Source organism: Billgrantia sp. C5P2 (assembly GCF_051062895.2).
This window is the reverse complement of the sequence record NZ_CM128542.1, coordinates 3,069,307-3,093,836: the sequence shown is the minus strand read 5'-3', so window position 1 is coordinate 3,093,836 and position 24,530 is coordinate 3,069,307. Positions and strand designations below refer to the sequence as shown.

The window sequence follows — 24,530 nt, the reverse complement described above, 5'->3', positions numbered from 1 at the left end:
ACAGATAGTGGCAATCATTTTATTCTGTTTGGCTTATCATTCTGCATGGCTGAACATGGGTGGCAAGCTTTCCGCTCAGGTGCCCGCGCATGATCGTCACTCGTTCCCGCGCCTGGTGGCGCGCTACCTTGGCGCTCTGCCTCGGCTCCATTCTGGTGTTCGTCAATCTCTATGCGCCGCAGCCGCTGCTGCCCGACCTGCGCCAGACCTATGGCGTCTCGACGCTGGGTGTTAGCCTTGTCATGTCGGTGGCCACGCTAGCGCTAGCCGCCGCGCTGCTGGTCTTCGGTCCGCTGTCGGACGCCATCGGACGCGGTGGCATCATGCGCGTGACGCTGCTGGTGACCGGGCTCTGTTCACTGGGGCTGGCCCTGGCGCCCAGCTTCGAGGTCCTGCTGGGGCTGCGCCTGGTCCAGGGCTTCGTGCTGGGTGGGCTGCCGGCAGTCGCCATTGCCTGGATGGGCGACGAGTTCGAGCGTCCGGCGCTGATGGCGGCCGTCGGGCTCTATATCGGTGCCAATACCCTGGGTGGTATCGGTGGGCGGCTGATCGGTGGGGGCATCGGCGAGATCGGCGGGGCCAGCGCCAGCTTCCTGACGGTAGGCCTGGTGACCCTGGCCGGCGTGGCGCTGTTCTGGAGGCTGCTGCCTGCGCCTCGACAGTTCACGCCGCGGCGTTTCGAGCTGCGCGGAGCCTTGATGGATCTCCTGGGCCACCTGCGCCATCCACCGCTGTTGGCCGCCTATCTGCTGGGCGGAATCAACTTTCTCATCTTCATCAACCAGTACAGCTACATCACCTTCCGTCTGGCCGAGGAGCCGTTCGGCCTGAGCGCCCGCTGGCTGGGAATGATCTTTCTTACCTACCTGGGCGGGACCCTGAGTTCGGTATTCTCCGGCCGGTTGACGTATCACCTCAGCCAGCCTGCCTGCATGACGCTGGGCATTCTCATCCTGATGGCAGGCACATGCATCACCCTGGTGAATTCGCTGGCCTGGGTCACCGTGGGACTGACGGTGAATGCGGTGGGCTTCTTCCTGGCTCACTCCATGGCCTCGAGCTGGGTCAGTCGCCAGGCACAGCGGGCGAGGGGCAGCGCCTCGGCACTCTATCTGGTCTTCTATTACCTCGGGGCGAGCCTCGGCAGCCTCTGGCTGGAGCCGTTCTGGCAGCAGGGCGGCTGGCTCGGCGTGGTCATCGGCTCCTGGCTGCTATTGACGGTGACGCTGGGCATTGCGCTATGGCTGTGGCGCAGCGAACGTGACCTCGGCCAGCCATCACTGGCCCGCTAGGCTACCCGCCTCGTTGCCCCACACCTCCTTGAGGCGACGCTCGCGGCCGCAGGCCGACTTGTAGTAGTTGTAGCGCACCGGGTTCTTGCGATAGTAGTCCTGATGATACTCCTCGGCCGGATAGAAGGCCTCGAAGGGGGTGATCTCGGTGGCGATCTCGCGGTCGAAGCGCTCGGCGAGTTCGTCTCGGGTGGCCTCGGCCAGAGCCTGCTCCTCGTCGCTGCCGTAGTAGATCACGCTGCGGTAGGCCTCGCCCGCGTCGCAGAACTGGCGGTCGACGGCGAAGGGATCGATATTGCGCCAGAACACATCCAGCAGCTCGGCATAGTCCACTTCAGCGGGATCGTACTCCACCTGGACCACTTCGACGTGGCCGGTATTGCCGTCTACCACCTGCTCGTAGCTGGGGTTCTCGACATGGCCACCGCTGAAGCCGGAGGTGGTCGAAACGACGCCATCTACCTTGTCGAAGGCTTCCTCCACGCACCAGAAACAGCCGCCGCCAAAGACGGCACTGGCGGTTTCCTCGTTCGCCATGGCCGTGCCGAAGGGTAGTGCCAGCAGCATCGGCCCATACAGCAAGACGCTTCGTATCCTGGTCATGACGGGGTTCCTCGTTTCGTTTTTTTGCAGACTGTAAGGTTGGAAGCTGTCAGGCGACACAGGTTCCGTATAGCCTCTGTTAAAGTGCATGGTCAATCCAGGAGCCGCCCTTGTCCCGTCATCGCCTGATTTTGCTTTTACTGCTTGTCGTCATCGTTGCGGCCTACTTCCTCAGCGGCGCCGATGAGGTGCTGACACTGACCAATCTGCAGGTGGAACAGTCGCGCTTCCAGGCCTGGCTGGCGCGCGATCCGGTGACGGTCATTGGCGGCTTCTTCGTCATCTATGTGCTCATGGCGGCGCTGTCGCTGCCCGGTGCCGCGCTGCTGACGGTGCTCGGCGGCGCCCTGTTCGGTCTCGGCTGGGGGCTTTTGATCATCTCTTTCGCCAGTACGCTGGGGGCCACCCTGGCTGCGCTGATCGCCCGCACTTTGCTGAGAGGTCCGTTGGAAAAGCGCTTCGCGCCGCAGCTCGAGCGCATCAACGCCGGTATCCGACGCGAAGGCGCCTTCTATCTCTTCACCCTGCGGTTGATCCCGCTGTTTCCCTTCTTCGTCATCAACCTGGTGATGGGGCTGACCCGCATGCGCCTGTGGACCTTCTACTGGGTCAGCCAGCTTGGCATGCTGCCCGGCACGGCGCTGTACGTGAATGCCGGGCGCGAACTCGGCAACCTGCAGTCGCTGTCGGGTATTCTTTCACCCGGGTTGATCGGCTCGTTCGTGCTGATCGGCCTGTTTCCCTGGCTGGCCCGCGGTCTGGTGGCCATTGCCAAGCGCCGCCGGTTGGCGCAGCGCTTTCATCGTCCGACACGCTTCGACTACGATATCGTGGTGATCGGAGCCGGTTCGGCGGGCCTGGTGGCAAGCTATATCGCCGCGGCGGTAAAGGCCAAAGTGGCGCTTGTCGAGCGTGACAAACTGGGTGGCGACTGCCTGAATACCGGCTGCGTGCCGTCGAAGGCGCTGATTCGCGCAGCACGAGTGGCGGAGGAGGTTCGTGGCGCCGGCCGCTATGGCATTCATGCTGGCGAGCCGCGTGTCGACTTCGGCGAGGTCATGACGCATGTTCAGCGCGCCGTTCGCGAAGTGGAGCCCCACGACAGCCGTGAGCGCTACGAGGGTCTCGGCGTCGAGGTGCTTGCCGGCGAGGCCTTCCTTCAGGATCCATGGCGGGTTCGCGTGACGGGTGACACCGGCGAACGCGTGCTCACCACACGGCATGTGATCATTGCCAGCGGGGCGCGGCCGAAGGTGCCGCCGCTACCCGGTCTCGAGGCCATCGAGCCGCTGACCTCGGACAACCTGTGGCAGCTCACGGCCCGGCCCGAGCGACTGGTGGTGCTGGGCGGCGGCCCCATCGGTTGCGAGCTGGGCCAGAGCTTTGCCCGTCTGGGCAGCCGTGTCAGCCTGGTGGAGATGGGGGCACAGCTATTGCCGCGCGAGGACGTCGACGCTGCCGACGCGCTGCGCCAGCGCCTCGAGAGGGAAGGCGTGGCGCTTTGGCTCGATACCCGTGCCGTGCGCGTCGTACCGGGCGAGGCGCTCGACGCTGGCCATGTGCTGGAGGTGGAGCGTCGCCTGGCATCGGGCGAGATCGAGACGCACCGGCTGCCCTTCGACCAACTGCTGGTGGCGGTGGGGCGCCAGGCCAACGTAGCCGGCATGGGGCTCGAGGCGCTGGGGGTGGAGACGCGTCCGGACGGCACCCTGGCAGTGGACGAGAGCCTGCAGAGCGTACTGCCCAACGTCTGGGCCTGTGGCGACGTGGCCGGCCCCTTCCAGTTGACCCATGCCAGCGCCCACCAGGCCTGGCATGCCACGGTCAATGCGCTGTTCGGTGAGCTCAAGCGCTTCCGGGTCAGCTATCGGGCACTGCCCGCCGTGACCTACACCGAGCCGGAGGTGGCAAGGGTGGGGCTCAGTGAGCGCGAAGCGCGTGCCCGCGGCATCGACTTCGAAGTGACGCGCTACGAGCTTGCCGAGCTGGACCGGGCCATTGCCGAGGGCCAGACCGAAGGCTTCGTCAAGGTGCTGACGGTGCCGGGAAAGGACCGCATTCTCGGGGCGAGCGTGGTGGGGCAGGGCGCCGGTGAGCTGCTGGCCGAGTTCACACTGGCGATGACCCACGGCATCGGTCTGAACAAGCTGCTGGGCACGGTGCACCCCTACCCCACCTGGTCGGAGGCGGCCAAGGCCACCGCAGGCGCATGGAAGAATGCCCACAAGCCCGAGCGCCTGCTGGGCTGGCTGGCCCGCTATTTTGCCTGGCGCCGAGGCGCGTCCGGGGCCGCGATGGCCGAAACGCAAAGGAAGATGAGAGAGACGAGGAGAAGGGATGCTTGATCGCTGGACCATGCCCCTGACACAGGCGCCGTTGGCGTTCATCGCGAGGCGGCTCATGGGCTGGGGAGTCCGGCCCGATCGAGTCACCGTGGCGGCCTTCGTCATTGGCATGCTCAGCCTGCCGCTGCTGGCCATGGAGTGGTATGTCGCAGCCCTGGTGGCGATCCTGCTCAATCGTCTGGGCGATGGCGTGGATGGTGCCTTGGCCCGGCTCACGGGCAGGGCGAGCGATGCGGGCGGCTTTCTCGATATCGGCCTCGACTTCGTGTTCTACGCTGCCGTGGTGCTGGGTTTCGCCCTGGCCGACCCGGCGAGCAACGCGCTGGCGGCGGCTTTCCTGCTGTTCGCCTTCATCGGCACCGGAACCTCGTTTTTGGCCTTTGCCATCATGGCGACCCGCCATGGGCTCGAACGGCCACGGTTCCAGCAGAAGGCCTTCTACTATCTGCATGGTCTGACCGAGGGCACGGAGACCATTCTTGCCTTTGTGCTCTTCTGCCTGCTGCCGGGGAATTTCGCCCTGCTGGCCACGCTCTTTGCCGTGGCTTGCCTGATTACCACCACCACGCGGTTATGGGGAGGCTATCGTACGCTTCGGGAGCTGGAAGACGCGCGGGGCGAACGGCGCACTGGATCGCGTTGAAGAGAGCGACAGAAAAGGGGCAGCCATACGGCTGCCCCTTTGTGTTCGCGGATGCTGTCGCGTTCAGTGCTGATGGCCGCCTTCGCCATGCACGTGGCCATGCTCGATCTCTTCCTGGCTGGCTTCGCGCACTTCGGAGATCTCGACGTCGAAGTTGAGCTTCTGGCCGGCCAGCGGGTGGTTGCCGTCGACCGTCACGGTATCGCCTTCCACCTTGGTCACGGTGACCATCAGCGGGCCGCCCTGGGTCTGGGCCTGGAACTGCATGCCCGGCTCGACGGCCTCGACGCCCTGGAAGGCGTCGCGCGGCACTTCCTGAACCAACTGGGGCTGCACCTCACCGTAGCCCTCTTCCGGGGAAACGGTCACGTTGAGCTTTTCGCCGGCTTCGCGGCCTTCGAGCTGCTTCTCCAGCCCCGGAATGATGTTGCCGGCGCCGTGGAGATAGGTCAGCGGCTGACGGCCTTCCGAGCTGTCCAGCACTTCACCTGCATCGTTGGTCAGGGTGTAGTGGAACGCGACAACGGAGTTTTGCGCAATCTGCATTGATGATGAACCTTTCGGTGAGTGCATGTACAAACCATGGTAACGCGCGAGGCCGGAGCTGTCAGGGGGGATGCGGTTTTTTCAGCTTGTTGAAGTCGGTCCTGAGTTCCGTTCACGCCTTTTGGCGTGGTTGCGCCCCTGGAACCCCGCGGCTACCCTAGCGTGATCCATTTTCCATCCCATTCGAGCCAACCTCTTGCCTGGAGCGAGCCCATGACCGAAATCGTGATCTGGCTGATTGCCTTTGCCCTCATTCTCTATTTCAGCCTGAAGAAGTGGGAAACCTCCGTCAGTGCCGGATTGAACAAGGTGGTACCGCGCGTCATCAAGAGCGATGACGACAACCGCTGGGTCTGGAGCGTGGCGCTCGCCGTGCTGGGGGCCACGACACTGGTGCGTCCCATCGACATGCTGCTGACGGCAATCGTTGTTGCCATTCTGGTGCTGATCGTCAAGAAAGTGGCCGGCTGGGCCACGGGCAGGGCCAATTTCCACTGATATGATCTGGACCGCCTGACCAGCGGTACTCGATACCAAAAGGGCCCGCGGCAGTTGCCGCGGGCCCTTTGCATGTGGATGGCCGTGGCCATCGGCAACGTGCTGTCTCAGTAAGGTGCCACGCTGACGTTGGCACCGCTGCCGATCATGCGTACGCGCTGGCCGACCTGGTAGGGACGGTCGGCCTTCTGCACGATGACGACGTTCTGGCCGTCGTCACGGCGAATCTCCATTTCCCAGGCCCGCACGCGGTTGGCCGAGTCCTCGACGGCGCTACCTGCCACGGCACCGCCGATGACGCCAGCCGCGGTTGCCAGCTGCCGGCCGGAGCCGCCACCCACCTGGTTGCCGAGCAGCCCGCCGATCACGGCGCCGCCGCCGGTACCGATGATACCGCCCATGCGGCTGTCGGCCTGGATCTGTACCTGGCGCAGTGCGGTTATGGTGCCGAAGGTCACGGTCTGGGAGGTCTGGGCCTGGTTGCCGCGGTAGACGTCACCGCCCATGGTCGAGGTATTGGCGCAGCCGGCCAGGGTCAGCATGCCGATAGCCAGTACGGGGAGAAGACGCTTCATGTACACCTCCTGAGGCAAGCCGATGCCGATGATCGCCGTTGCCAGTTTAGGGAAACACTGTTTGCTAATCAGCTTAACCACTCATGCTTCATTTGACCAGCGTATTGGCGCGCTAGTGCCACTCGGTGTGAAGGCAAAGCGGTAAAGAATGTGGAAATGTCCGGCCGGGGCGGGTTTTGCCGTCAATGAGGAGCCGCGCTGACTATGTATCAACGAAAAAAGGGAGGCGCAAGGCCTCCCAAGGGTTCCAGTCATTCTACCGTGTCGCCATGCTCAGCCGAACTGGTTCATGGTGTTGTCCTTGCCACCGGCCTTGAGCGCCGCTTCGCCGTGGAAGAACTCCTTGTGGTCGTCGCCGATGTTGGAGCCGGCCATGTCCTGGTGCTTGACGGTGGCGATGCCCTCGCGGATCTCGCGACGCTGCACGCCCGCCACGTAGGCCAGCATGCCTTCGTCGCCGAAGTAGCCCTTGGCCAGGTTGTCGGTGGACAGGGCAGCGGTGTGGTAGGTCGGCAGGGTGATCAGGTGGTGGAAGATACCCGCTTCACGCGCGGCGTCGCGCTGGAAGTTGCGGGTCCACTCGTCGGCCAGCTTGCCGAGCTCGGTGTCGTCGTACTCGGCGCTCATCAGGCCGGCGCGGTCGTAGGCGGAAACGTCCTTGCCTTCCTTCTCCCAGGCGTCGAACACCTGCTGGCGGAAATTCAGGGTCCAGTTGAAGGAGGGCGAGTTGTTGTAGACCAGCTTGGCGTCCGGCACCGCTTTGCGGATGCGGTTGACCATGCTGGCGATCTGGCCGACGTGGGGCTTCTCGGTCTCGATCCACAGCAGGTCGGCGCCGTTCTGCAGGCTGGTGATGCAGTCCAGCACGACGCGATCCTCGCCGGTACCCGGCTTGAACTGGTAGAGGCCGGAGGCCAGGCGCTTGACCTTGACCAGCTTGCCGTTCTGCTTGATGACCACGTCGCCGTTGTCGATATCGGAAGCGGAGGTGATCTCTTCGCCGTCGAGGAAGCTGTTGTACTGGTCGCCCAGGTCACCCGGCTCCTTGGTCACGGCGATCTTCTGGGTCAGGCCGGCACCGAGCGAGTCGGTGCGGGCGACGATCACGCCGTCGTCCACGCCGAGCTCGAGGAAGGCATAGCGCACCGCGTTGATCTTGGCCAGGAAGTCCTCGTGGGGCACGGTGACCTTGCCGTCCTGGTGGCCACACTGCTTCTCGTCGGAGACCTGATTCTCGAGCTGGATGCAGCAGGCGCCCGCTTCGATCATCTTCTTGGCCAGCAGGTAGGTGGCCTCGGCGTTGCCGAAACCGGCGTCGATGTCGGCGATGATCGGCACCACGTGGGTCTCGTGGTTGTCGATCTTGGCGATCAGTTCGTCGGCCTTGGCCGTGTCGCCGGCTTTCTGGGCCGCTTCCAGATCACGGAACAGGTGGTTCAGTTCCCAGGCGTCGGCCTGGCGCAGGAAGGTGTAGAGCTCTTCGATCAGGCCCGCCACGGTGGTCTTCTCGTGCATGGACTGGTCGGGCAGGGGGCCGAACTCGGAGCGCAGGGCGGCGACCATCCAGCCGGAGAGGTAGAGATAACGGCGCTTGGTGGTGCCGAAGTGCTTCTTGATGGAAATCAGCTTCTGCTGGCCGATGAAACCGTGCCAGCAGCCCAGTGACTGGGTGTACTGGGAGCTGTCGGCATCATAGGCGGCCATGTCGTCGCGCATGATCTTGGCGGTATAGCGAGCGATGTCCAGACCGGTCTTGAAGCGGTTCTGGGCGCGCATGCGGGCGGCATTCTCGGGGCTGATGCTCGCCCACTTGCCCTGCTGGGCCTCGCGCAGTTGAGCCAGTGCCTTGATGTCGTCTTTGTATGACATGGTGCCATCCTTCCGATCTGAGGTGATGTCGTCGGCCTCGATTGCCATGCGGCGGCGCTCGTTGCCTCGTCGGGTCGCTTGCTGCAATTCTGCCGTGCGCTTGCGGACTGCATGCTGCAACTGCGAAGTCATGTCAGGTTCAACCACAAGGGGAAATATGTCTCTACGGCCTTGGTCGAACCTGAGTGGACGCTAAAACAAACTTGGTCGAGTGGCTTTCGGGCCGTTATCGAACAATCGTTTTAACGTAGCCATGACACCACTATGCCCCATGCCTTCTAGCCTGGACAATCATCACTTGGGGGCAGGGAGAGTTGTAGCTCGACTACAAGAACGGAAATAGGAGGCCATTCCTGTAGTCGTATTTCGATCGGACAGGTCGAGCCTGGAAGCTTTAGCTATGCAACGCAAGCCGCATGTTGCGATGCGGAATGCCGGCATCCATGAAGATGTCACCAAAAGAGACGAAGCCCAGATTCTCATAGAAGGCGAGTGCATGCGTCTGGGCGGCGAGTTCGACCTGAGCATGACCCAGGCGCCGTGCCGATGCGATGGCGGCCTGCATCAGCGCCACACCGATGCCCAGGCCACGCGCTTCGCGCAGCACGGCAACGCGGCCGATATGGCCGTCGGGCAGCAGCCGGGCAGTACCGAGAGCCGTGTCGCCGCGCACGGCGAGGAAGTGGCGGCATGCGTTGTCGCGCCCATCCCACTCCTCCTCCAGCGGCACCTGCTGCTCCTCGATGAATACCACGCGGCGAATCTCGCTGGCGGCTTCACCGAGCTCGGCCCAGCTCCCTTCACGGATCACGACACTCCCCGCCATGGCTTCACTCCTCCTCTTCGTACCAGGTGAGACTGCCGCTATCGAGCAGGGTGGCAAGCAGTTCGGCGGCGCCATCGAACGCCAGCAGTTCGGCATCGAGCGGCGTATCGGAGGTCAGCGCCGTTGCCAGCGGCAAGAGACATTCGATGCCGTCACCGTCGACGAACAGGGTGGCACGATGCTCGCCCAGGGCGCGCCAGGCGAAGCGAGAACCGGGGCTGCGCGCAAGCTCCTCGCCCTCCTGTAGTCGTGCGACAAGCTCATCGACGTCGGTAGGGGTCTCGCTGGGGACGAGCTGGTCGACATACTTGGGCTGCGTCATTACGCGGCCGAACCACTGGGCGAGCTGGGCCGGATCGTCGAGGGTGTCGAGGATCAGGCGGCGCATGCGTTCGAGCGAGGCGTCGTCGAGCTCCGCCGGGTCGGCGGGGGGTGCCATGCCGGCGTCGCCGAAGCGTAGCGAGGCAGGAAGCTGCTCGCCGAGGTAGTCGGCATAGGAGGTGATTGCCTCGTCTGCCGAAGGCGCGCGGAAGCCCACCGAGTAGGTCATGCAGTCGTCGGACTGGCTGACACCGTGGTGCGCCCAGCCCGGCGGCAGGTAGAGCATGTCGCCCGGCTCCAGCACCCAGTCGTCGCCCGGCTCGACGTCGAAACGCTCGAGAATGCGCAGGTCGATGCCAGGAATGATGGGGGCGTCGTCGGCCACCTTGCCGCCGAGCTGCCAGCGGCGCTGGCCGCTGCCCTGCAGCAGGAACACGTCGTACTGGTCGACATGGGGCCCGACGCTGCCGCCCGGCGGGGCGTAGCTGATCATGACGTCGTCGAGCCGCCAGCGCGGCAGAAAGTCGAAGCGGTCGAGCAGCTCGGCCACTTCCGGCACGTAGTGGTCCACGGCCTGTACCAGCAGGGTCCAGTCGCGCTCGGGGAGCTCGCCGAACACGGCCTCGTCGAAGGGGCCGTGACTGACTTGCCAGGGGCCGTCGGGGCCATCCTCTTCCACCAGTCGAGCTTCGACGCCCTCCTCGCAGGCGAGCCCGGCCAGCTCGTCGGGGTCGAGCGGGCTCTCGAAGTCGGCAAAGGCACCGCGAATCAGCAAGGGCTGGCGCTGCCAGTAGTCGCGCAAGAACTCGGCAGGCGTGAGGCCGCCGAGCAGGGGCAGGGGGGTATCGCTCGCCATGGTGTTCTCCTGGAGAAGGCTCATCGATTGGCGCCGGGCACCCACAGCACATCGTTCTCGCCGTTGCCGTTGGCCCGGCGGGCGAGGACGAACAGCAGATCGGACAGGCGATTGAGGTAGCGTAGCACGTCGGGATTGACCGTCTGCTCGATCATCAGCGCAGTGACCAGGCGCTCGGCGCGGCGGGTGACGGTGCGGGCCAGGTGCAGGTGGGCGGCCAGTGGCGAACCTCCCGGCAAAATGAAGGAGCGCAGGGTGGCCAGCTCGGCGTTGTAGGCGTCGATTCTGCCCTCAAGATATTCCACCTGTGCTGCCGTGACCCGCAGCGGCGGGTACTCGGGTGACTCCTGCTCGGGTGTGCACAGGTCGGCGCCCACGTCGAACAGGTCGTTCTGCACGCGGGCCAGAACGTCATGCAGGTCGCCTTCGGCATGCAACTGGGCCATGCCGATGACAGCGTTGGACTCGTCCACCGTGCCGAAGGCTTCCACGCGCAGGTCGTGCTTGGCCACCCGGCTGCCGTCGCCCAGGCCGGTATCGCCCTTGTCCCCGGTGCGGGTGTAGATCTTGGTCAGCTTGACCATCGTTGCCTCCTGCGACGTTTTGCGCGTGTTGCACTCAGAGCCGGCGGGCCTGGGCCTCGGCATTGCCGATATAGGTGGCCGGTGTCAGCGCCTTGAGTTCGCCCTTCACCTCGGCCGGCAGTTCGAGAGAGTCGATGAAGGCGGCAAAGCCGGCCTGGTCGATGCGCTTGCCGCGGGTCAGCTCCTTGAGTTTCTCGTAGGGCTTCTCGATGCCATAGCGGCGCATCACGGTCTGGATCGGCTCGGCGAGTACCTCCCAACTGCTGTCGAGGTCCTCTGCCAGGCGCGCCGGGTTGGCCTCGAGCTTGCCGATGCCCTTGAGTGCCGCCTGGTAGGCGATCAGACCGTAGGCCAGGCCCACGCCGAGGTTGCGCAGCACCGTGGAGTCGGTGAGGTCACGCTGCCAGCGCGAAATGGGCAGCTTCTGCGACAAGTGGCCGAGCACGGCGTTGGCCAGGCCCAGGTTGCCCTCGGAGTTCTCGAAGTCGATGGGGTTGACCTTGTGCGGCATGGTCGAGGAGCCGATTTCGCCCTCGACGGTCCGCTGCTTGAAGTAGCCCAGCGAGATGTAGCCCCACACGTCGCGGTCGAAGTCGATCAGTACGGTGTTGAAGCGGCATACGGCGTCGAACAGCTCGGCGATGTAGTCGTGGGGTTCGATCTGGGTGGTGTAGGGGTTGAAGGTCAGTCCGAGGCCTTCGACGAAGGTGCGCGCATTGGCTTCCCAGTCGACTTCCGGATAGGTGGCCAGGTGAGCGTTGTAGTTGCCCACCGCACCGTTGATCTTGCCGAGGATTTCGACCCCTTCGATCTGCGCGAGTTGGCGGCGCAGGCGATAGGCGACGTTGGCCATCTCCTTGCCCAGCGTCGTCGGGCTGGCGGTCTGGCCGTGGGTGCGCGAGAGCATCGGCAGGGCGGCATGTTCATGGGCCAATCCGGCGATCTCATCGGCCACCTGGTGCATCACCGGCAGCAGGGCCTTGAGGCCGTCGGCGAGCATGACGCCATAGGAGAGGTTGTTGATGTCTTCGCTGGTACAGGCGAAGTGCACGAACTCGGTGACCGCATGCAGCTCCGGCTGTGCGGCGATCTGCTCCTTGATGAAGTACTCAACGGCCTTGACGTCGTGATTGGTGGTGCGCTCGATCTCCTTGATGCGCTCGGCGTCGGCCAGCGAGAAGTCGCGGATCATCGCCTCGAGAAAGGCGGTGGCCTCGGCGGAGAGCGGCGGTACTTCGACGATGCCGCCCTGTTCGGCGAGGCGCTGCAGCCAGCGGATCTCGACGATCACCCGGGCGCGAATCAGGCCGAACTCGCTGAAGTGCTCGCGCAGGGCCGCTGCTTTGCTGCCGTAGCGGCCATCGACGGGAGAGAGGGCGGTGAGAGCGGAGAGGGGCAGGGAGTCGGCTTGCATGGTCGTTTATCCAAATACGTGGAAGGGGAAGGCGTGTAGGAAAGGCGTATCAGGCAACAGGGCTCAGCCCAACTGGTCCAGGGCGTTCTTCAGCGCACCGCGCTGGAAGACCAGCTTCCAGCGTCGGCCGCCCTGCTGGTGCCAGAGCAGGGCGAAGCGAATGCCGCCGAGCAGGATGGCGCGCACCCGCTCGGGCATCATGCGGCTCTGCAGCATGGAAGGGTCGCCCTGGACCACGATGCGTGTCTTGAAAGTCGAGAGTGTCTCCTGGTACGCCTCGCCGAGGCTCGCGATGACATTCTCGTGGGTGGCACCGAAGTGCTCGGCCTGGCCCTGGATGCGGTTCAGGTGCTGGCCGAGGGAGGCCATCATGGCATTGTCGGTGCGCAGCTTGTTCATCAGCAGCAGCAGCGAGAAGCCGTAGCGCAGCACCACCGGGTTGGCCTGCTTGCGCCCGACCACCGCCTCGAGCACCTCGAGGCCGCGGCGCAGGTTGTTGGGGTGGCCACCGTAGATCGCCTCGAAGCTTTCCGGATTGGTGTCCAGGGTGGCGCGGATCAGCGTTTCCCAGGGCCGGCTGTCGACCTGGCCGGTGCGAGCCAGTTCGTCGACCAGGCTGGCGGCCTGGAAGACGCCGGCCAGTGCCAGGGCCTGGCGCGCCGTGGCGGTGTCGGGAGCGCGATGAATAGGGGTGGTGTTCATGCGCCGGTCTCCTCGGCATTCCAGATGTCGCGGATCACACCGCCGCCCAGGCAGATATCGCCGTCGTAGAGCACCAGCGACTGTCCCGGGGTGACGGCGCGCTGCGGGTCGTCGAAGTGCACTTCCACTCCGCCGTCGGCGAGGGTCTGCATCCGGCAGGGCACGTCGGCCTGCCGATAGCGGGTCTTGGCGGTGTAGCGCCCCTCGGCAGCAGGCGGCTCGCCGGCGACCCAGTCCATCGCCTCGGTGGCCAACGAGTCGGTGTATAGCAGCGGGTGGTGCTTGCCCTGGACGGCGATCAGCACGTTGCGCTCGAGGTCCTTGCCTGCCACGTACCACGGCTCCTCGGGGTGGTTGGCCAGCCCGCCGATGCCGAGCCCCTGGCGCTGGCCCAGGGTGTAGTACATCAGCCCCATGTGTTCGCCGATGACTTCGCCTTCGGGTGTTTCGATCACTCCCGGCTGAGCTGGCAGGTATTGCTGCAGGAAGTCGCGGAAGCGCCGCTCGCCGATGAAGCAGATGCCGGTGGAATCCTTCTTGCGTGCGGTGGCCAGCCCATGGCGCTCCGCAATGGCGCGAACCTCTGGCTTTTCCAGTTCGCCGACGGGAAACAGCGTGCGGGCAATGGCCGCCTCCGGCACGGCGTGCAGGAAGTAGCTCTGGTCCTTGTTGGCATCGAGCCCCTTGAGCAGCCGCGGGCGCCCGCCGCGTTCGCCGCCGCGGACATAGTGGCCGGTGGCGATCTTGTCGGCGCCGAGCATCTCGGCGTACTCGAGGAAGACCTTGAACTTGATTTCGCGGTTGCACAGGATGTCGGGGTTCGGCGTCCGCCCGGCCTTGTACTCGGCCAGGAAGTGCTCGAATACGTTGTCCCAGTACTCGGCGGCGAAATTGGCGCTGTGCAGCTTGATGCCGAGCTTCTCGCACACGGCCTGGGCGTCCGCCAGGTCGGCCTTGGCGGTACAGTACTCGGTGCCGTCGTCCTCGTCCCAGTTCTTCATGAACAGGCCTTCGACCTGATACCCCTGCTCCAGCAGCAGCAGGGCGGAAACGGAGGAGTCGACGCCGCCGGACATGCCGACGATCACCTTGCCTGAGGTGGCGGTCATGGCGCTCTCGGGTTGAGTAGGTCGCAAATGGGCGGGGATTATACCCTACAAATTGGAGGGTCTTCATCCTGTCGCGGCGGATGACGTCTTCACACGGCAGCGGTATGGAAGCTTATTGACCGGCCGGCCAGTTAGCGCTATCGTCGCGACATGAACCAAAGAATCCAGACCCGCGACCCCGAACTGACCCGCGCCCGTATTCTCGATGCGGCGGAAGCCCTGTTCGTCGAGCAGGGCTTCTCTGCCGTCAAGCTCAGCGCGCTGGCGCGTTCGGCCGAGGTGACCAAGAGCCTGATCCACCACCATTTCGGCAGCAAGGAGCAGCTGTGGGAGGCGGTCAAGAACCGTGCCTTCGAACGCTACTTCACCGCCCAGATGGCCATGCTCGAGGACGCCGGCGAGCCAGATGCCGCCCTGCTGCGCAGCTCGGTAGAAGCCTATTTCCATTTCCTGCGCGACAACCCCGGCGTGGTGCGGCTGTTCGCCTGGACCCACCTTGAGGGGGACAGCCACTGTGGCGAACTCGACAACCAGCTCGTAGGCGCGGGGGCCGAGTGGGTTCGCCAGGCTCAGAGGCGTGGCCTGCTGCGCCAGGACATCAACCCCACCCACGTCATCGCCATCTTCGTAATGACCTGCACCCAGTGGTTCGAGGCCAAATGCCATCACGAACACTGGCCGGGCATGGGAACCGATGAAGGGTTCCTGGAGGATTTCCTGAAGATATTCATGGAAGGGGTAACGCCCCGGAAATAAGTGTTTTTTTACCTATATAACTGACCGGTCGGCCAGTTTACGGAGGAGAATTGACAATGCGGAGGGTGAGAGGGGGCCTTGCGGCTTCGCTGATGCTGACCGCATCACTCTTGGCGGGCTGCGATGCGGCGCCTGCTCAGGTAGAGCGGGGCGAGGAGCCGTTGCCCAGCGTGCGCGTCGAAGCGGTGCGCCTGTCCCAGGATGAAGTGAGGTACCGCTTTCCCGGCACGGTGCGGGCCAGCGAACGCGCGGCACCTGCCTTCCTGCATGGCGGCGTATTGCAGGAACGGCACGTGGAGCGCGGGCAGCGGGTCGAGAGGGGCGAGCCGCTGGCGACGCTGCACAATCCGGCCATGGCGCCGACGCTGGCGGCCGCCGAAGCCCGGGTGCGTGAGCTGGATGCCAGCTTGAGCCGCCTGGGGCGCGACGTTGAGCGTTCGCGCATGTTGCGTGAGCGCAACCTCAGCGCCGAGGAGGAGCTGGATCGTCTGCGTTCGGAGCGCGAGGCCCTCTCCCAGGCCCGCGAGCAGGCGCTGGCGCAGCGCGACGAGGCCCGGGCGCAGCTCGACGAGCTGACCCTGCGTGCGCCATTCGCTGCCGAAGTGACCGACCTGCTGGTCGAGCCCGGCGATTTCGTCGCCGCCGGCCAGCCTGTGATGGGTTTGGCTGGACTCACGGGGCGCGAGGTGGAGATTCGGGTGCCGGGGCGCCTTGCCGCTCGGCTCGAGGTGGGGCAGGAAGCCACCCTGATGTCGATATCCGGGGCGCAGCGCCTTGCGGGTCGGGTCGCTCATGTCGGCCGTGCGGATGATGCCATGGCGCCTGTCATCGTTGCCATCGCGAGCGAGCCTGCCCCGGCCTTGGGAGAGTCGTTACGCGTGCAGCTTCCCCTGTCCGCGCGGCCAGTCGTGCAAGTGCCGCTGGCGGCGGTGGTCGACCCCGGTGGTCAGGCTCCGCATGTGCTGGTACTGACCGACGACGATGCAATCCAGCGCATGGCCGTGACCCCGGGGCGCCTGGCCGACGGCTGGGTCACGGTATCGGCCGCATCGCTTGCCGCGGGTGAACGGGTGGTAACGGCGGGGCAGGGGCGCCTGGACGAAGGTGACAGGGTGAGGGTTCTGCCATGAGCTGGCTGCTCTCCTCGCTGCGCTACAAGCGACTGGTCCTGACCGTCACGCTGCTGCTGGCGTTGCTCGGCCTGGCGGCCTGGCTGGCCATGGATCGCCAGGAGGATCCTTTCTTCCCCTATCGCTTCGGCCAGGTGCTGGTGCCCTACCCCGGGGCGGAGCCGGAGCAGGTCGAGCGGCTGGTGCTCAACCCGCTGGAGGAGGAACTGGCCCAGATCGAGGAAGTCAACGACATCATCGGTACCGCCCGCCTCGGCGTGGCGCACATCACGGTCGAGATGCATGAGCACGTCTACGATACCGCTGCCGCCTGGGAGCGAATACGCATTGCCGTCGACCGGGCCAGCCGTGAATTTCCCGATGGCGTAGGCGAGGCCGAGATCAGCGACCGGGACTCGGATGCCCATGGCATCGTACTGGCGGTGACCGGCTCCGACGACCTCCTGGAGCTGCGCGAGGCGGCCAAGCGGCTGCGCCGGGATCTGTTCCGGCTCAAGGAGATCGCCCGTATCGACCTGTTGGCCGACCCGGGACAGCAGGTGGTGATCGGCTGGGACGATACCCTGGCCGAGCTGACCGGACTCGATGCCCGCGCATTGGGTGACCAACTCGCCGCACGCAACCTGACCTCGCCCGGAGGAAGTCTGTCGGTCGGTGGGCGCTCGCTGGTGCTCGACCCGCGCACCGAGTTCGACTCGCTGGAGGAACTGGCCAATACCCCGATACGCACCCTGCGCGGCGACCAAGTGCCGCTCGGCGAACTGGCCGACGTGCATCTCGCCCCTCGTGAGCCCGCTACCGAGCGGCTGTGGCACGATGGCAGGCCGGCGGTGGCGCTGGGGTTGGTGCTCTCCAACGACCGGGTCGATGCCGTGGACTTCGGTGAGCGGCTGCGCCGCTTGGTGGACGAGCTGCGCCCGGCCTATGCCCCGCTGGCGATAGAGGAGACCTTCTACCAGCCGCGCTGGGTCGAGCGACGCCTGGCGGAGCTTGGCTTCTCGCTGCTGCTGGGGATCGGCATTCTCGGCGTGCTGCTGTTCCTGGCCATGGGATGGCGGCTGGGGTTGGCCGTGATGGTGGTCGTGCCGCTGGTGACTTTCTCCTCTCTCGCCCTCTACGCCATGGGGGGCGGCGTGCTGCATCAGATCGCCGTGGCCGGCATGGTGATCGCACTGGGCATGCTGGTAGACAATGCCATCGTCATGGTGGAGAACATCCAGTGGCATCGCGACCAAGGGCGATCGGCGGCACAGGCCGTGACCCGCTCCGTGCGCGAGCTCGCCACGCCGCTGTTGGCCGCCACGGGCACTACCTTGGCAGCGTTCGTTCCGCTGTTGCTCTCCAGCGGCAATACGGCCGACTTCACTCGCGCCATTCCGATCATGGTGATGCTCACCCTGGCGATGAGCTACCTCTACGCCGTGTTCGTCACGCCGGTGTTCGCCGCGAGTATCCTCAAACCTCGACGCAAAGAGCGCCGCGAGCGGCTCCAGGCAATGGGGCAGCGCATTGGCCGGCTCGCCGTGCGCTGGCCGGTCTGGGTGCTTGGAGGTGCCGTCGTGCTGCTGGTGGGTGCCGTAGCGATGATGCCGCTGCTCGACCAGAACTTCTTTCCCGACACCGATCGCAACCAGTTGGTCGTCGATCTCAACTTTCCCGAGGGCACCCATCTCGACACCACTTCACATCAGGCCGAGGTGCTGGCTACCGCGCTGGCTGAGCGCCCGGCAGTGCGGGCAGTACACCGCTTCGTCGGTTTCAGCGGCCCGCGCTTCTACTACAACCTGGTCGAGCAGCCGCGCCAATCGCACCTGGCGCGGCTGGTGGTAGAAGCCGACGATGCCGGTGACCTGGCGGGCCTGATGGCGTGGGTCAGGGATGTGGCCCCGGAGCGCCTGCCCGAGGCCGAAGTGGTGGCTCGGCGCCTGGGGCAGGGGCCGCCAGTGGAAGCGCCGGTGGAGATTCGTGTCTATGCCGAGGATCGCGCCGCGCTGGCGGATGCCGCCGGCCGTATTCTCAGCGTGGTGCGCGGGGCCGAGGGGGCCCGTGATGCACGCCATCGGTTGGGAGAGGGGCTGGCCACGCTGCGGGTCGAGACCGATGACGCTCGTGCCGCCGAGTACGGGCTCTCGCGACGCGACGTGGCCACGGCACTTGCCGGTGCCAGCCGTGGGGTCGAGGTGAGCACTTGGCGTGCCGGCCGCGACCCTGCGCCGCTACTGGTGCGCTCGCCGGAGGGCGAGCGCTTCTCCATTGATGGGCTCGAGGGGCTGCGCCTTGCCGCAACCGACGGGCATGCGGTGCCGCTCGGCGAGATCGCCGCGCTGGACCTGGCCTGGCGCCCGGCGGTGATTCAGCATCGTGGACTGCGTCGCATGACGGTGGTATTGGCCGAAGTGGCTGACGGTCGAACCTATGATGGTGTGCTCGGTGAGATCCTGCCGCGCCTGGAAGCGCTCGAATTGCCCGCCGGCGTCACCTATGCCGTGGGCGGAGCGGCGGAATCGGCCGGCGATGCCAACACCGCGCTGTTCCAGACCCTGCCGTTCGGTGGCCTGCTGCTGGTGATCTTCCTGCTGGCGCAGTTCAACTCTTTCCGCCAGCTGGCGATCGTGTTGACCACCGTGCCGTTGTCGATAATCGGCGTGGTGCCGGGGCTGTGGCTGACCGGGCAGCCGTTCGGCTTCACTGCCATTCTCGGCGTGGTGGCGCTGGTCGGTATCGTGGTCAACAATGCCATCGTGCTGATCGACCTGATGAATGCCAACCGCCGCCAGGGGTTCGACGTGGGCGAGGCCGTGGTCACCGCCGTAGCCCGCCGCACGCGGCCGGTGCTGCTCACTACCGCTACCACCGTAGCCGGACTCGTACCGCTGACGCTCACCCAGTCGACGCTGTGGCCGCCGATGGCCTGGGCAATCATCTCCGGGCTGATCGCCTCCACACTGTTGACGCTGCTGGTGATTCCGGCGTTGTACCGCCTGCTGATCAGAAGTTAAGGAAACGCAGGCACTTGTACCGGGTTTCCTCAGCGCTCGTGGACGACATCCATGGGATAGAAGCGTCCGGCCAGGGCGTCGCGAATGCGCTTGAGCACCAGCGGGCTTCTCAGTTGACCCTGACGCTCCAGCTCCTCGACCTCCTCCAGGGTCAGCCAATGCACGGCGATGATGGCGGGATCGAGGGCATTGCCCAGGTGGGCCAGGGCCATGCCGAAGAAGCCATGGCTGTGATAGGTTTCGCCGCTGGGCGTCTGGTAGACGTAGAGCCCCAGGTAGTCGGTGATGCCCACCTGCCAGGCAGTCTCTTCACGCAGCTCGCGTAGTGCCGCTTCCTGGATCCGCTCGCCTGGTTCCAGGTGGCCGGCGGGCTGGTTGAACAAGGGGATCTGGCTGCCTCTCGGTGACTCCTCCACCAGCAGGAAGCGGCCGGCGCGTTCCACCACGGTGGCCACGGTAACGTGCGGGTGCCAGCGACTCATCGGTGACCTCCTTGGTGGCGCGGCGAGCGCCTTGGCGTGTTGCGCGGAGCGTGCAGGACTTCTCGTCGCCACTCTCCCGGGGCCAGCCCGTCCAGGCGCCAAGGTCCGATGGCCACGCGAACCAGGCGCAGGGTGGGGTGGCCGACATGGGCCGTCATGCGCCGGACCTGGCGGTTGCGACCCTCACTGATGGTCAGTTCCAGCCAGGTAGTAACAGGGTGTCGCTTCGGGTCCACCGGCGGCTCACGCTCCGGCAGGCCGCTTGCCGCCAGGCGCCGGACCTTGGCTGGTCGGGTCCGGCCATCCTTGAGCTCGACGCCTTGGCGCAGGGCGGTCAGCGCCGCCTCGTCGGGATCGCCCTCCACCTGCACGCGATAGGTTTTGGGCTGCTTGTGACGCGGGTCGCTGATGCGCTGGATCAGCGCGCCATCGTCGGTCAGCAACAGCAATCCTTCTGAATCATAGTCCAGCCGTCCGGCGGCGTAGACGCCCGGCACGCCGATGACGCTCGCCAGCGTGTCCCGCGGCGCCTCACCCGCGTGGCGACGGTCGGTGAACTGGGAAAGCATCTGGTAGGGCTTGTGCAGAAGATAGATGGCGCTCATTCGACGAAGGTCTTGCTACCATAGATTGTCGACAAATTATGGGGCAAGCCTACTCCGAGAGTCGAGGTGAATGCTATACTCCGCGCTCCACTGAATAGACCAGACAGGGGAGTTCTCAATGGGGTTCCAGAAAATTGTCGTCCCTGAAGGCGGCGAGAAGATTACCGTCAACGCCGATAACACCCTGAACGTGCCGAACAACCCCATCATCCCGTACATCGAGGGTGATGGTATCGGCGTCGACGTGACGCCGGCGATGAAGATCGCCATCGATGCCGCCGTGCAGAAGGCCTACAACGGCGAGCGCAAGATCGCATGGATGGAAGTCTATGCCGGCGAGAAGGCCACTCAGGTCTACGACGCCGATACCTGGCTGCCCGAAGAGACTCTCGAAGCCGTCAAGGACTACGTCGTCTCCATCAAGGGCCCGCTGACCACGCCCGTGGGCGGTGGCATTCGCTCCCTGAACGTGGCCCTGCGCCAGAAGCTCGACCTCTACACCTGCCTGCGCCCGGTGCGTTGGTTCGAGGGTGTGCCGAGCCCGGTCAAGAAGCCTGCCGACGTCGACATGGTGATCTTCCGCGAGAACTCCGAAGACATCTACGCCGGTATCGAATGGAAGGCCGGCTCCGCCGAAGCCGACAAGGTGATCAAGTTCCTGCGTGAGGAGATGGGTGTCACCAACATCCGCTTCCCCGAGAACTGCGGTATCGGCGTCAAGCCGGTTTCCGTCGAGGGTACCAAGCGACTGGTGCGCCAGGCCCTGCAGTACACCGTGGACAACGACCGCGAGTCGCTGACCCTGGTGCATAAGGGCAACATCATGAAGTTCACCGAAGGTGCCTTCAAGGATTGGGGTTACGAGATCGCCAAGGAGGAGTTCGGTGCCGAGCTGCTCGACGGCGGCCCGTGGATGCAGTTCAAGAATCCCAAGACCGGCAAGAACATCGTGGTCAAGGACGTCATCGCCGACGCCATGCTGCAGCAGATCCTGCTGCGTCCGGCAGAGTACGACGTTATTGCTACCTTGAACCTGAACGGTGACTACCTCTCCGACGCCCTGGCGGCCGAAGTGGGCGGCATCGGCATCGCGCCGGGCGCCAACCTCTCCGACAACGTGGCCATGTTCGAGGCGACCCACGGCACCGCGCCGAAGTATGCCGGCCAGGACAAGGTCAACCCCGGCTCGTTGATTCTCTCCGCCGAGATGATGCTGCGCCACATGGGTTGGGTCGAGGCTGCCGATCTGGTGCTCAAGGGCATGGAGAAGGCCATTTCCAAGGGCGAGGTCACCTACGACTTCCATCGCCTGATGGACGATGCCAAGCTTCTCAAGTGCTCCGAGTTCGGTCAGGCCGTCGCGGACAACATGTAAGCGACCCGCCGAACCCCTCGGGGCCCCCGTTCGCCTGGCGGACGGGGGCCTTTTGCGTATCAACCTGAACCCTGTCGGTCCGTTGTCGTCTAACCTGAGACTCGAGATGGCCGGCTTGCCGAGATGGTGTGTGGCTTTTATGTTCAAGACAGAAGACCCGAACGTGTGGGAGTCGGTCGGTGTCGCGGCAGGCATGACGCGGCCTGCGCGTCCCGAGCAGGAGGACGATGGCGACCTGGCGGTCCAGCCGGCCGATCCCGAGGTGGCCCGCCCGCCGTTGTACAAGGTGGTGTTGCACAACGACGACTACACCCCCATGGAGTTCGTGGTGGAAGTGCTGCAGAGCTTCTTCCACATGGACAGTGAGACCGCCGTGCAGGTCATGCTCACGGTGCATACCCAGGGTAAGGCCACCTGCGGTATCTTTACCCGCGACATTGCGGAAACCAAAAGCCATCAGGTCAATCAATATGCAAGAGAGTGTCAGCACCCGCTGCTCAGTGATATCGAGGCGGCGGACTGATTCCCGGTCTGCTAGAGACGGGGTAGGAATGGCAGTCGTTGAGGATGAGACTTGCAACGGCAGCGTTTGTGCCCGATGTTGAAGGTGCCGGACCACGAAAGATCCGATGCAAGCCCTAAGCGGCGAGAAGGGGACTGCCATGCTGAGCAAAGAACTTGAACTGACCCTGAACACGGCGTTTACCGTGGCCCGCTCCAAGCGCCACGAGTTCATGACCGTGGAGCACCTGCTGCTGGCACTGCTCGATAACGCATCAGCGGCAGACGTGCTGAGAGCCTGTGGGGCCAACCTCGACAAGTTGCGGTCCGACCTGCAGGATTTCATCAATTCCACCACCCCTCTGATTCCAGAGGACCAGAGCGACCGCGAGACCCAGCCGACGCTGGGCTTCCAGCGCGTGTTGCAACGTGCCGTCTTCCACGTGCAGTCCTCGGGCAAGAGCGAGGTCACTGGGGCCAATGTGCTGGTTGCCATCTTCTCCGAGCAGGAGAGCCAGGCGGTCTACTTCCTCAAGCAGCAGAACGTGGCCCGGGTCGATGCGGTGAACTACATCGCTCACGGTATCTCCAAGGTGGCCGGCCACGGCCAGAACCCCTCGTCGGCGCCCAGCGATGCCGAGGAGGCCGAGGAGGGTGGCGGCGAGACCAGCGCCAATCCGCTGACCGGTTATGCCACCAATCTCAACGAGCAGGCGCGGATGGGCAAGATCGATCCGTTGATCGGCCGCGAGCACGAGTTGGAGCGGGTGATCCAGATTCTGGCCCGGCGGCGCAAGAACAACCCGTTGCTGGTGGGCGAAGCCGGCGTGGGCAAGACTGCCATTGCCGAGGGCCTGGCCAAGCGTATCGTCGAGGAGGACGTTCCCGAGGTCATCGGTGACGCCGTGGTCTACTCCCTCGACATGGGTGCGCTGTTGGCCGGCACCAAGTATCGCGGCGATTTCGAGAAGCGCCTGAAGAGCCTGCTGGCGGAACTCAAGAAGCAGCCCAACGCCATCCTGTTCATCGACGAAATCCACACCGTGATCGGTGCCGGAGCGGCATCCGGCGGTGTGATGGATGCCTCCAACCTGCTCAAGCCCTTGCTCTCCTCGGGAGATCTGCGCTGCATCGGATCCACCACCTTCCAGGAGTTCCGCGGTATCTTCGAGAAGGATCGTGCGCTGGCGCGCCGCTTCCAGAAGGTCGATGTCATGGCGCCCTCGGTGGACGATACCATCCGCATTCTCAAGGGGCTGCGTTCACGCTTCGAGGAGCATCACCGCCTCAAGTACACCGACGCGGCACTCGAGAGTGCGGCACGCCTGGCGGATCGTTATATCAATGATCGCCACCTGCCCGACAAGGCCATCGACGTGATCGACGAGGCGGGTGCGCACCAGCGGCTGCTGCCACCGGAGGTGCGGGTCGAAACCATCGATGTCGATCAGGTCGAGGCGGTGGTCGCCTCCATCGCGCGGATTCCGCCGAAGAGCGTCTCCAGTTCGGACCGCAAGCTGCTCGAGAATCTCGATCGCGATCTCAAGATGCTGGTGTTCGGCCAGGACGAGGCCATCGACAGCCTTTCCGCCGCCATCAAGCTGTCGCGGGCAGGTCTCAAGTCACCGGACAAGCCGGTGGGCAGTTTCCTCTTCGCCGGCCCCACCGGGGTGGGCAAGACCGAGGTGGCTCGCCAGCTGTCGCGGATCATGGGTATCGAGCTGGTGCGCTTCGACATGTCGGAGTACATGGAGCGCCACACTGTGTCGCGGCTGATCGGTGCCCCCCCGGGCTACGTCGGCTACGACCAGGGCGGTTTGCTCACCGAAGCGATCACCAAGCAGCCGCACTGCGTGCTGTTGCTCGACGAGATCGAGAAGGCGCATCCAGAGGTCTTCAACCTGCTGCTGCAGGTGATGGACCATGGTCGCCTGACCGACAACAACGGTCGTGAGGCGGACTTCCGTCACGTGATCCTGGTCATGACGTCGAATGCCGGGGCCGAGCAGCAAGCGCGGCGCTCCATCGGCTTCCAGACCCAGGATCATTCGACCGATGCCATGGAAGTGATCCGCAAGACCTTCTCGCCGGAGTTCCGCAACCGCCTGGATGGCATCATCCAGTTCCACTCCCTGCCTACCTCGGTGGTGCGCAGCGTGGTGGACAAGTTCCTGGTGGAGCTACAGGCGCAGCTCGACGAGAAGCGGGTACAGCTGGATGTGGACATGCCCGCACGCGACTGGCTGGCCGAGAAGGGCTACGACCCCAGCATGGGCGCAAGGCCCATGGCGAGGTTGATCCAGGAGAAGCTCAAGAAGCCCTTGGCAGAGCTGATCCTGTTCGGAGAGCTATCCGAACACGGTGGGGTGGTGCACGTCACGGTGGAGGATGGCGAGTTGCACCTGTCCACTGAATCGGAGATGGCCGACGCCCCCTGACGTCGCCGGATCTTGCCTCGACCCTTCCACAGCGCCCTGTCTTCGGACGGGGCGTTGTCGT

Annotated in this window: 22 protein-coding genes; 10 read left to right on the top strand and 12 right to left on the bottom strand. The window is 64.9% G+C overall.

The window, feature by feature from the left end:
- Positions 1-89 precede the first annotated feature (89 nt).
- A complete protein-coding gene (locus ACRWQA_RS14265; RefSeq protein ID WP_434229482.1) occupies positions 90-1,292 on the top strand; it encodes an MFS transporter in 1,203 nt (400 codons plus the stop codon).
- Here ACRWQA_RS14265 and msrA read toward each other — a convergent pair.
- Positions 1,278-1,895 carry a peptide-methionine (S)-S-oxide reductase MsrA gene (gene msrA, locus ACRWQA_RS14260; RefSeq protein WP_434229484.1) on the bottom strand — a complete coding sequence of 206 codons (618 nt, stop codon included), beginning with the start codon at positions 1,893-1,895 and terminating at the stop codon, positions 1,278-1,280. The genes ACRWQA_RS14265 and msrA overlap by 15 nt on opposite strands.
- Before the next feature lie 110 nt (positions 1,896-2,005).
- On the opposite strand from msrA, the gene ACRWQA_RS14255 reads away from it, so the two are divergent.
- Positions 2,006-4,240, top strand: coding sequence for a dihydrolipoyl dehydrogenase family protein (locus tag ACRWQA_RS14255; protein ID WP_434229485.1), 2,235 nt, complete (start codon positions 2,006-2,008; stop codon positions 4,238-4,240).
- Positions 4,233-4,883: a CDP-alcohol phosphatidyltransferase family protein gene (locus ACRWQA_RS14250; RefSeq protein WP_263583262.1), complete on the top strand. Its 651-nt coding sequence runs from the start codon at positions 4,233-4,235 to the stop codon at positions 4,881-4,883. Before ACRWQA_RS14255 ends, ACRWQA_RS14250 begins: the two co-directional genes overlap by 8 nt.
- 63 nt (positions 4,884-4,946) lie before the next feature.
- On the opposite strand, the gene ACRWQA_RS14245 is transcribed toward ACRWQA_RS14250, so the two are convergent.
- Complete coding sequence (locus ACRWQA_RS14245; RefSeq protein ID WP_111412531.1) at positions 4,947-5,429, bottom strand: FKBP-type peptidyl-prolyl cis-trans isomerase; 483 nt, start codon at positions 5,427-5,429, stop codon at positions 4,947-4,949.
- 213 nt (positions 5,430-5,642) lie between these two features.
- Here ACRWQA_RS14245 and ACRWQA_RS14240 point away from each other — a divergent pair, with 213 nt between their 5' ends.
- Positions 5,643-5,927 carry a hypothetical protein gene (locus ACRWQA_RS14240; RefSeq protein ID WP_263583263.1) on the top strand — a complete coding sequence of 95 codons (285 nt, stop codon included), beginning with the start codon at positions 5,643-5,645 and terminating at the stop codon, positions 5,925-5,927.
- Positions 5,928-6,034: 107 nt separating this feature from the next.
- Here the strand turns inward: ACRWQA_RS14240 and ACRWQA_RS14235 are convergent, their stop codons facing one another.
- The 8 genes from ACRWQA_RS14235 to mnmA all read right to left on the bottom strand — a co-directional run bounded on the left by ACRWQA_RS14235 (position 6,035) and on the right by mnmA (position 14,183).
- The gene (locus tag ACRWQA_RS14235) at positions 6,035-6,502 is read right to left on the bottom strand and encodes an outer membrane lipoprotein (RefSeq protein WP_263583264.1); all 468 of its coding nucleotides are present in this window, start codon (positions 6,500-6,502) and stop codon (positions 6,035-6,037) included.
- A gap of 273 nt (positions 6,503-6,775) precedes the next feature.
- A complete protein-coding gene (locus ACRWQA_RS14230) occupies positions 6,776-8,371 on the bottom strand; it encodes an isocitrate lyase (protein WP_434229489.1) in 1,596 nt (531 codons plus the stop codon).
- Positions 8,372-8,765: 394 nt separating this feature from the next.
- Positions 8,766-9,197: a GNAT family N-acetyltransferase gene (locus ACRWQA_RS14225; protein WP_434229491.1), complete on the bottom strand. Its 432-nt coding sequence runs from the start codon at positions 9,195-9,197 to the stop codon at positions 8,766-8,768.
- 4 nt (positions 9,198-9,201) lie between these two features.
- Positions 9,202-10,374, bottom strand: coding sequence for a JmjC domain-containing protein (locus ACRWQA_RS14220; protein ID WP_434229493.1), 1,173 nt, complete (start codon positions 10,372-10,374; stop codon positions 9,202-9,204).
- 20 nt (positions 10,375-10,394) lie between these two features.
- Complete coding sequence (locus ACRWQA_RS14215) at positions 10,395-10,958, bottom strand: cob(I)yrinic acid a,c-diamide adenosyltransferase (RefSeq protein ID WP_434229496.1); 564 nt, start codon at positions 10,956-10,958, stop codon at positions 10,395-10,397.
- 34 nt (positions 10,959-10,992) lie between these two features.
- Positions 10,993-12,357: an adenylosuccinate lyase gene (purB, locus tag ACRWQA_RS14210; RefSeq protein ID WP_434229530.1), complete on the bottom strand. Its 1,365-nt coding sequence runs from the start codon at positions 12,355-12,357 to the stop codon at positions 10,993-10,995.
- 78 nt (positions 12,358-12,435) lie between these two features.
- Positions 12,436-13,074 (bottom strand): high frequency lysogenization protein HflD, encoded by a 639-nt coding sequence (hflD, locus tag ACRWQA_RS14205; protein ID WP_263583269.1) that lies wholly within the window; start codon positions 13,072-13,074, stop codon positions 12,436-12,438.
- The gene (gene mnmA / locus ACRWQA_RS14200; protein WP_263583270.1) at positions 13,071-14,183 is read right to left on the bottom strand and encodes a tRNA 2-thiouridine(34) synthase MnmA; all 1,113 of its coding nucleotides are present in this window, start codon (positions 14,181-14,183) and stop codon (positions 13,071-13,073) included. The genes hflD and mnmA overlap by 4 nt, the downstream gene beginning before the upstream one ends.
- 150 nt (positions 14,184-14,333) lie before the next feature.
- Here mnmA and ACRWQA_RS14195 point away from each other — a divergent pair, with 150 nt between their 5' ends.
- Genes ACRWQA_RS14195 through ACRWQA_RS14185 form a run of 3 tightly spaced genes read left to right on the top strand, consistent with a single transcriptional unit; the run spans position 14,334 to position 19,068 of the window.
- Complete coding sequence (locus ACRWQA_RS14195) at positions 14,334-14,939, top strand: TetR/AcrR family transcriptional regulator (RefSeq protein WP_434229497.1); 606 nt, start codon at positions 14,334-14,336, stop codon at positions 14,937-14,939.
- Positions 14,940-14,995: 56 nt separating this feature from the next.
- Positions 14,996-16,069 carry an efflux RND transporter periplasmic adaptor subunit gene (locus tag ACRWQA_RS14190; protein WP_434229499.1) on the top strand — a complete coding sequence of 358 codons (1,074 nt, stop codon included), beginning with the start codon at positions 14,996-14,998 and terminating at the stop codon, positions 16,067-16,069.
- A complete protein-coding gene (locus ACRWQA_RS14185) occupies positions 16,066-19,068 on the top strand; it encodes an efflux RND transporter permease subunit (protein WP_434229501.1) in 3,003 nt (1,000 codons plus the stop codon). The genes ACRWQA_RS14190 and ACRWQA_RS14185 overlap by 4 nt, the downstream gene beginning before the upstream one ends.
- Before the next feature lie 29 nt (positions 19,069-19,097).
- Here ACRWQA_RS14185 and ACRWQA_RS14180 read toward each other — a convergent pair whose 3' ends face one another.
- Together ACRWQA_RS14180 and ACRWQA_RS14175 are read right to left on the bottom strand one after the other, a co-directional pair.
- Positions 19,098-19,550 carry an NUDIX domain-containing protein gene (locus ACRWQA_RS14180; RefSeq protein ID WP_263583275.1) on the bottom strand — a complete coding sequence of 151 codons (453 nt, stop codon included), beginning with the start codon at positions 19,548-19,550 and terminating at the stop codon, positions 19,098-19,100.
- The gene (locus ACRWQA_RS14175) at positions 19,547-20,155 is read right to left on the bottom strand and encodes a pseudouridine synthase (RefSeq protein ID WP_434229503.1); all 609 of its coding nucleotides are present in this window, start codon (positions 20,153-20,155) and stop codon (positions 19,547-19,549) included. The genes ACRWQA_RS14180 and ACRWQA_RS14175 overlap by 4 nt, the downstream gene beginning before the upstream one ends.
- Positions 20,156-20,273: 118 nt before the next feature.
- Between ACRWQA_RS14175 and icd the strand changes: the two genes are divergently transcribed.
- From icd to clpA, 3 genes are all read left to right on the top strand, one after another.
- Entirely contained in the window at positions 20,274-21,530 is a 1,257-nt protein-coding gene (gene icd, locus ACRWQA_RS14170) for an NADP-dependent isocitrate dehydrogenase (protein ID WP_263583277.1), read from the top strand.
- A gap of 139 nt (positions 21,531-21,669) precedes the next feature.
- Positions 21,670-22,053: an ATP-dependent Clp protease adapter ClpS gene (gene clpS, locus ACRWQA_RS14165; RefSeq protein ID WP_434229505.1), complete on the top strand. Its 384-nt coding sequence runs from the start codon at positions 21,670-21,672 to the stop codon at positions 22,051-22,053.
- Positions 22,054-22,192: 139 nt separating this feature from the next.
- Positions 22,193-24,469 carry an ATP-dependent Clp protease ATP-binding subunit ClpA gene (clpA, locus tag ACRWQA_RS14160; RefSeq protein ID WP_263583278.1) on the top strand — a complete coding sequence of 759 codons (2,277 nt, stop codon included), beginning with the start codon at positions 22,193-22,195 and terminating at the stop codon, positions 24,467-24,469.
- Positions 24,470-24,530: the final 61 nt, after the last annotated feature.